The sequence below is a fragment of the Dokdonella sp. genome (assembly GCF_049593775.1).
In the GTDB taxonomy this organism is placed as follows: Bacteria; Pseudomonadota; Gammaproteobacteria; order Xanthomonadales; family Rhodanobacteraceae; genus Dokdonella.
The window spans coordinates 1-8,243 of the sequence record NZ_JBAWHJ010000136.1; the positions used below are offsets into that span (position 1 = coordinate 1).

Consider the following 8,243-nt stretch of genomic DNA (forward strand, 5'->3'; position numbering starts at 1 on the left):
CGATTGAGCAGGCCTTGCATGGCATCGGCCTGCACGATCAATTGCTGGATCTGGTCCAGGGCTTCCTGATGATCACTCATCGAAACCATGAAGACTTTCCGATCCTGGCACACGCCGATGCAGGTCCGGGGCGCCTCGATGCGACCGCAGCCGATGCATTGCCATACAGGAACCGGTTCGCCCATCGCGTCAGTGTCCGGCGTGCCCTGAGGCGTCTGCCGGCAACGGCCAACCCGGATCGATGAAGCGATGCGGATAATCATCCACCGCCTTGCGCATGCTGGCCAGTGCGGTCATGTCCTTAGGATCCTCCTCGAACGACTGAACGGCGCCGAGCAGGGGTGCGAGGATGGCGTGCAGGGCTGCATCAGCATCGGCCGGAAGTTTGCAATTTTCGAACAGGTAGTCGATCGACGATTGGATCTCATCGACCTTTTCCACGGCGATGGATTCCGGCATGTGACCCATCTCGTAGTGGCGCAGCTCATTCAGCGCCTCGTGGATGCGTCCCATGCCTTCACGCAGGGCGGCATCGGTTGCAAACCGCTGGGCAGGATTCGTGGCTGGCGCAGCCGGCGCGGCATGAGCGTCATGCTCGTGCTCGTGTTGAGCCTGGGCCGCCGGCGCCGCAAGTACCATCAACAGTGCAAAAAGAATGGCTTTCAACGTGATCTCCTCAGAGCAAATACGCTTGTCATGCAGGCAGACTAGCTCGACCTGCCCGCCAATACACTGACTCAGGTCAAGTCATTGCCGACCCCTTCCGTGCAACGCTAGGAATGCCAGTTTCCATCGCCGACATCGCTGAGCGCGGAGAGCTCGAATGCTGCCTGTTTCAATGACATCGCGTGCGGCCGCGGTATTCGGCGAATGACGCCGACCCGCCCGCCCCGTACCGACAACCTGCACGGTCTCAGCGCTGCGGAGGCCCAGGCACGTCTGCTGCGCGATGGCCCGAACATGCTGCCGGGGACAACACCGAGGTCGCTGGCGGCGATCGTCCTCGGTGTGCTGGTCGAACCCATGTTCCTGATGCTGCTGGTTGCCGGCGGGCTTTACCTGGCCCTGGGCGATACCGCCGAGGCCATCTTCCTGCTGACCTTCGTGTTCGTGGTGATCGGCATTACCCTGGCCCAGGAACGCAAGACCCAACGCGCGCTGGAATCGCTGCGCGACCTGTCAGCCCCGCGTGCGCTGGTCATGCGCGATGACGAGGAGTTGCGCATTCCCGGCCGTGAAGTGGTTGTCGGTGATCTGCTGGTGCTGCATGAGGGCGATCGCATCGCCGCCGATGCCTTGCTGCTTGATGGTCAGCTCGATGCCAACGAATCGCTGCTGACCGGCGAAGCGGTGCCGGTGTCCAAGCTGCCCGGTGAAAAACACGGTGCGCTGTTTGCCAGCACCCTGGTCACCCGCGGTGTCGGTCTGGCCGAAGTGATTGCGACCGCGAGTGCGACAGCCGTCGGGCGCATCGGCGAGGCGCTGGCGGCCACCGAGGAACCGCGCTCCGGTTTGCAACTCGCGTCGCGTCGCCTGGTGCGCAATCTGACTGTCGGCGGCCTTGCCCTGGCCACGCTCTATTTCCTGATCAACTGGTTGTGGAACGCGCAGGGCGTGCTCGAAAGCCTGCTTGCCAGCATTGCCCTCACCATGGCCATCCTGCCCGAAGAGATCCCGGTCATCCTGACCGTGTTCCTTGCCCTGGGCGCGTGGCGAATTTCACAACGCAAGGTGCTGACCCGGCGCGTGCCGGCCGTCGAGGCACTCGGCGCGATTTCGGTACTTGCGGTGGACAAGACCGGCACGCTGACCGAGAACCGCATGCAGGTGGCTGAACTGCAACTGGCGGACGCGCGCTTTGTCCACGAAGGAGCGGTCGATCTCGCCGAGCCGTTCCACGAGCTGGTCGAATTCGCCATGCTGGCGACGCCGTCGGATCCGTTTGATCCGATGGAGAAGGCGATCCAGCAGTTCGGCCTGCACTGGCTGACCGGCACCGAACACGTGCATGCGGAATGGTCGCCCGATTTCGAATACGGTCTCTCGCCGGACATCCTGGCGATGACTCGCGTGTTCCCCTCGGGTGCGCGCTCGCAACACATGCTGGCGACCAAGGGTGCGCCCGAGGCGGTGGTCGATCTGTGTCATCTGGATGCCGCGCCTGCGAAGGAGATACTGGATCAGGCCGAAGCCATGGCGGCGCGCGGCTTGCGCGTGCTCGGCGTCGCGCGGGGTCGCTGGCAAGGTGAAACACCGCCGCGCAGCCAGCATGATTTCAGCTTCCAGTTCCTCGGCCTGCTCGGTTTCGTCGATCCGCCGCGGCCCGAAGTGCCGGCAGCCATCGCCGAATGCCGCGCCGCCGGCATCCGCATCATCATGCTCACCGGCGACCACCCGGCCACGGCCATGGCGATTGCCCGCGAGGTCGGGCTCAGCGAGCGGCCCGATGTCATCACCGGTAGCGAGATCGATACGCTTGAGGATCAGGCGCTGAGTGAACGCCTGCGCCATGTCGATGTCTGCGCGCGCCTGAAGCCCGTGCAGAAACTGCGCCTCGTTCGCCTGCTGCGCGAGGATGGCGAAGTGGTGGCCATGACTGGCGACGGCGTCAATGATGCGCCTGCACTCAAGGCAGCCGATGTCGGCATCGCCATGGGCAAGCGCGGCACCGACGTTGCGCGCGAGTCGGCGGCGCTGGTCCTGCTCGATGACAGCTTCGCGAGCATCGTCGCGGCAATCCGCCAGGGCCGGCGCATCTACGACAACATCACCAAGGCCACCCGCTTCGTGTTCGCCGTGCACATGCCGATCATCGTGCTGACCCTGCTGCCTTCCTTGCTGCATTGGCCGGTGTTGCTGATGCCGGTGCACATCGTCCTGCTGGAACTGTTGATCGATCCGGCCTGCTCGATCGTGTTCGAGGCCGAACCCGAGTCCGCCGACATCATGCAACGGCCACCGCGCCCGGCAGAGTCATCACCCTTCGCCGCCGGCAATATCGTGGTTGCCGTGGTACAGGGCATCGGTGCGGCGGTGCTCCTGCTGGTCGGCTACGGCGTCATGCTCGGCCTCGGCATCGATGCGATGCAGAGCCGCACGGCGGTGTTCGCCGCGCTCGTCATCGGCTTGTTCGCCCTGATCCTGGCCAACCGCGATCCGGAACATGCGTTGATGGCGCATGGCGGAATGGGCAACCGCTGGCTGCGGCTGATGTTCATCGGCATCGTGCTCGTTCTTGCGCTGGCAACCGGCGTACCGTACCTGCGTGAGGTGATGGGTCTTGCACTGCCCACACTGGCCAGCCTCACCGGCACGGCGATCCTGTTGGTGCTGACCTTCTTCTGGCTGGAAGGGCTGCGCCTGGCACTGCACGCTTTCGGTCGGCACAGCCAACCAGCCCCTGCACGAGAGAACCCATGATCATCTACGCATGCCACGGAGCCGCCAAACAGGTCACCGGATCGTGTCATCTGGTCACCTGCAACGATAGACGCGTCCTCATCGATTGCGGCATGTTCCAGGGCAGCCGCGAAACCGAACAGGCGAATGCCGATCCGTTCCAGTTTGATCCGGCATCCATCGACGTGCTGCTGCTGACCCATGCACACCTGGATCACTGCGGGCGCATTCCGCTACTCATCAAGCGTGGCTTTCGCGGACGCATCTTCACCACGGCCGCGACCCGCGAGCTGGCCCGTGTCGTCATGCTCGATTCGGCCAGCCTGCAGGAACAGGAAGCGCGCCGCGCAGCGAGCCGGCGGCGCAGTGATGATCGCAATGGCAATGCCGATGCACCCGAGGGGCCTCTCTACACCATCGATGATGCGCTCCACGCACTCGATTTCTTCGCCAAGGATGTCATCTACGGCGACACCATCCAGGTGACCGACGGCGTTCGCGCACGATTTCTCGATGCCGGCCATATCCTCGGCTCTGCGTCGATCCTGCTTGAGCTGGATGACGGGGACATCCAGAGGCGCATGCTGTTTTCCGGTGATCTCGGCAGTAGCGGTCGGCCGATCGTGCGCGATCCGATGCCGGCACCGGCAGCCGACTATGTGGTCATGGAAAGCACCTATGGCGATCGCCCGCATCGTTCGGTGCCGGATTCCGTCGAGGAGCTTTACCAGGCCATTCGCGAAACCACCTCGCGGCGCGGCAACGTAATCATTCCTACCTTCGCGCTTGAGCGCACCCAGGAGCTCCTCTACTACCTGCATCAGGGATTCCGCAACGATCTGCTGCCTCCAAACCTGCATGTCTTCCTGGATTCGCCGATGGCGATATCGGCCACCGAAATCTTCCGTCGTCATCCGGAATGTTTTGATCTGGAATTCATCGAGGAGCTTGAGCATGGCGATCCGTTCGACATGCCGGGCCTGCACTTCACCCGCGAAACGAGTGAGTCCATGGCGATCAACTCGATAGATAGCGGCGCGGTGATCCTGGCCGGTTCCGGCATGTGCAATGGCGGACGCGTGCGTCACCATCTCAAGCACAACCTCTGGCGCGAGCGCAGCAGCGTCGTGTTCGTCGGCTACGCGGCCGAAGGCACGCTGGCGCGACGCATCATCGATGGTGCGAAAACCGTACGCATCTTCAACAGCGACATCCCGGTTCGCGCACAGACCTGGACGATCAACGGCTTCTCGGCACATGCCGATCAGCCCGGCCTGCTCGAATGGCTGGGTGATGCGCCACGCAGCAGGGTATTCCTCGTCCACGGCGAATACGATCGCGGCATGCGCAAGCTGCAGGAAGTCCTCGAGTCCAGGGGATTCAACTGCCAGCTACCCGGCATGGGCGAGCCGATCAAGATCGATTGATCGGAGTCCAGCGGTCGGCCTTCAAGGCGCCAGCGGCGTCAGGTGCCGCGTCGAACTGAAAGGCCGCGAACACTTCGACCTCAGTCGTGAGCGAGTGATTTCTCGGTGAACAGGTAATCCTTCATCTCCCTGGAGAACGTCGGATCGCGGCGGCGAATCCATTCGAGCAGCATCGATGCGTGCTCCTTCTCTTCATCGCGGTTGTGCTCGAGGATCTTCTTCAGCGCTTCATCACCGCAAGCATCGCAGCGCTGGTTGTACCAGTCCACCGCCTCCAGCTCTTCCATCAACGAAACAATGGCGCGGTGCATGTCGCGGGTTTCCTGCGACAGGGTTTCAAAAGGTTCGTGATAGCCGACGCTGGACATGGGTGTTTCTCCTGTGTGTTTGTGGAACGAAGTACTGCAAGTGATGCTCAGTCGAATGAGCGATCTTCAGCGGACTCCTGATCGATGACGCTGCCGCGAATAGGGCAGATGCGCATCAACGCAGGAGCCATCTTCTCATCATCGAGTACGACGAAGGATGGCGTTGCGCAATCGCGGCCGAAAGCTGACCAGCGCAGTCGCGCGAGCGCAGATTTTCAGGCCGGCTCCGCAGCCTTGAGCGTCTGGCCCGCACTGTCGGTGACACTGACCGAGACCGGTACGCCGGCACGCACGCTTTCGGTGACGACGCAGAAATTCTCGAACTGTTCGAGCAGGCGGTCGATCTGTGCGTAGTCGGTCGCCGAATCCGGCAGTTTAATGGTGACATCGATGTGCATGATGCGCAGTCGGTTCTCTTCGTTGCGGCCAATCTTTGCCGTGGCATGCGTGACGATGCCTGCTGGCGAATTCTTGTACTTGCGCATTGCGAACAGCAGGCTGGCACTGAGGCAGTTGGCTACGGCTGCGACCAGCAGGCGCGAGGGGTTCGGGCCGCTGTCAGCGCCTGGCGGCGCTGGCTCGTCGGTATGCAAGTCGTCGAGCGAGGTTTCATCGAAGGCGATGCGAAACGCGTAGTCCGACTCCTGGGTCAGGGTCAGGCGGATTTCCTCGGTGTCACTCATGGCTTGTCTCCTGGAGTTTGGCTGCGCGGTTGCTGCCCGACAGCCAGCCGTAGTACAGCAGCGGGATGACCAGCAAGGTCAGCGCGGTTGAAACAAGAATGCCGAAGATCAGCGATACGGCGAGGCCCTGGAAGATCGGATCGTCGATGATGAAGAAGCCGCCGACCATGGCCGCCACGCCGGTCAGCACGATCGGCTTGGCGCGCACGGCTGCGGCGTCGATCACCGCATCGCGCAGCGGTCGGCCGCGGGCAATTTCATGGTTGATGAAATCGATCAGCAGGATCGAGTTGCGCACGATGATGCCGGCCAGCGCGATCATGCCGATCATCGAGGTCGCCGTGTACTGCGCGCCGATCAGGGCATGGCCCGGCATCACGCCGATCACGGTAAGAGGAATCGGGGCCATGATGATCAGCGGTACCACGTAGCTTTTGAACTGGCCGACCACAAGCAGGTAGATCAGCACCAGGCCGACCGAATAGGCCAGGCCCATGTCGCGGAATGTCTCGTAGGTGATCTGCCATTCGCCATCCCACTTCACTGCGGGCGTGGTGATGTCCTGGGGCTGATCGATGAAGGTCTGCACGAGCGCGGTGTTGCCGTCGTCGGCCTTGCCGAGGTCGCTGACCATCGAGAACATGCCGTAGAGCGGGCTGTCGGTGTGGCCGGCATCGTCGCCGGTAACAGTGGCATAGGGCAGCAGGTCCTTGTGCAGGATCTGCTTTTCCCAGTTTGCCTCGCGCACTTCGACCACTTCCGAAAGCGGCACCAGGTTGCCGTTGGTTGCGCGCACGCGCAGGGCCAGCAACTGCTCGATCGCGGCCTGGTCGCCTGCGGGCAGGCGCAATCGCACCGGCACCGCGTAGCGCGCATGGCCGTCCATCAGGTAGGTTGCGTCGTCACCGGACAAGGCCGTTCGCAGGGCCTGCGCGATGCTGGCCTGGTCGAGGCCCAGGCGTGCGGCGCGAACACGATCGACGACGATGATCTCGCGTGGCGCATCGGCTTCGACGCTGGTGTCGATATCGACAATGTCGGGCTCGGCACGAAACTTCTTCTCAAGCGCCAGCGCAGTCTTGCGCACCGAGGCGTAATCGGGGCCATAGACTTCAGCGACGATCGGCGCGAGCACCGGCGGCCCGGGTGGCACTTCGACCAGCTTGACCGAAGCACCGAACTCCTTGCCGATCGCGGCCAGTTGCGGACGCACGGCCAGTGCAATCGCGTGGCTCTGGCGATCGCGCTCGTGCTTGTCGACCAGGTTGACCTGCAGGTCGCCGACCAGTGGCCCGCTGCGCAGGTAGTACTGGCGCACGAGGCCGTTGAATGTGATCGGTGCGGCGGTACCGGCGTAGCCTTGCCAGTCCTTCACTTCGGCCACGTCGGACAGGCTGCCGGCGAGTCTGCCCAGCAGCTCGTTGGTGCGTTCGACCGTGCTGCCTTCGGGCATGTCGACGACGATCTGGAATTCGGATTTGTTGTCGAACGGCAGCATCTTGAGGACGACGGCCTGGATCACGACCAGTCCGACCGCCAGCATCACCAGAATGCCCATCGAAGCGAACAGCAGGCGCCGTCGCCGTGGCGCACGGTCGGACTCGAGGAACGGCGACATGATCTTGTGCGATGCGCGATTGAGCCAACCCTCTCGTTGACTTTCCTCCGCTGCGGCGTTTTCCGGCTCTGGCTGATGATGCGCGAGCAGGCGCAGCGCCAGCCACGGCGTCACCACCAGGGCGACGGCCAGCGACAACAGCATGCCGACCGAGGCATTGATCGGTATCGGGCGCATGTACGGACCCATCAGGCCCGAGACGAAGGCCATCGGCAACAGCGCGGCGATTACCGTGAAGGTGGCGAGAATGGTCGGGCCGCCGACTTCGCTCACCGCTGCAGGGATGATCTCGCACAGGCGGGTGCCGCCGAGGCGCTGGTGGCGATGGATGTTTTCGACGACCACGATGGCATCGTCGACGAGGATGCCGATCGAGAAGATCAGCGCGAACAGGGACACGCGATTGATCGTGAAGCCCATCGCCCACGATGCGAACAGGGTCAGCATCAAGGTGATGATGACGGCGGTGCCGACCACGATCGCTTCGCGCCAGCCGAGCGTGAACAACACCAGCAGGATTACCGAAAGCGTGGCGAACATGAGCTTCTGGATCAGCTTGTTGGCCTTGTCGCTGGCGGTCTGGCCGTAGTCGCGAGTGACCGAGAAATGCACGTCTGACGGAATCACCTCGCCACTCAATGCCTGCAGGCGCGCACTGACGGCGGTGGTGATGTCGGCCGCATTGCTGCCCGGCTTCTTGGCAATCGCAAGGGTTACCGCTGGCGCGTGGCCACTGGCCGGACCGGGC

General features: G+C 63.1%; 6 protein-coding genes and 1 pseudogene. 2 read left to right on the plus strand and 5 right to left on the minus strand.

All coding sequences use genetic code 11. The features are described from left to right. Both WBP53_RS04795 and WBP53_RS04800 read right to left on the minus strand, forming a co-directional pair. Positions 1-185, minus strand: a pseudogene (locus WBP53_RS04795) (hypothetical protein); the annotation flags it as partial. Positions 186-189: 4 nt separating this feature from the next. Further along, a complete protein-coding gene (locus WBP53_RS04800; RefSeq protein ID WP_423926478.1) occupies positions 190-666 on the minus strand; it encodes a DnrO protein in 477 nt (158 codons plus the stop codon). A 204-nt stretch (positions 667-870) separates the two neighbouring features. Between WBP53_RS04800 and WBP53_RS04805 the strand changes: the two genes are divergently transcribed. Together WBP53_RS04805 and WBP53_RS04810 are read left to right on the plus strand one after the other, a co-directional pair. Continuing rightward, positions 871-3,420 carry a cation-translocating P-type ATPase gene (locus WBP53_RS04805; protein WP_423926480.1) on the plus strand — a complete coding sequence of 850 codons (2,550 nt, stop codon included), beginning with the start codon at positions 871-873 and terminating at the stop codon, positions 3,418-3,420. After that, entirely contained in the window at positions 3,417-4,826 is a 1,410-nt protein-coding gene (locus WBP53_RS04810) for an MBL fold metallo-hydrolase RNA specificity domain-containing protein (RefSeq protein ID WP_423926482.1), read from the plus strand. The genes WBP53_RS04805 and WBP53_RS04810 overlap by 4 nt, the downstream gene beginning before the upstream one ends. Positions 4,827-4,906: 80 nt before the next feature. Here the strand turns inward: WBP53_RS04810 and WBP53_RS04815 are convergent, their stop codons facing one another. The 3 genes from WBP53_RS04815 to WBP53_RS04825 all read right to left on the minus strand — a co-directional run. Then, positions 4,907-5,194: an encapsulin-associated ferritin-like protein gene (locus WBP53_RS04815; RefSeq protein ID WP_423926484.1), complete on the minus strand. Its 288-nt coding sequence runs from the start codon at positions 5,192-5,194 to the stop codon at positions 4,907-4,909. A 215-nt stretch (positions 5,195-5,409) separates the two neighbouring features. Beyond that, on the minus strand, positions 5,410-5,877 hold the full coding sequence (locus WBP53_RS04820; RefSeq protein ID WP_423926486.1) for an OsmC family protein: 468 nt from the start codon (positions 5,875-5,877) through the stop codon (positions 5,410-5,412). Then, the coding region (locus WBP53_RS04825) for an efflux RND transporter permease subunit (protein ID WP_423926488.1) at positions 5,870-8,243 on the minus strand (2,374 nt) is incomplete at its 5' end. The genes WBP53_RS04820 and WBP53_RS04825, both read right to left, overlap by 8 nt.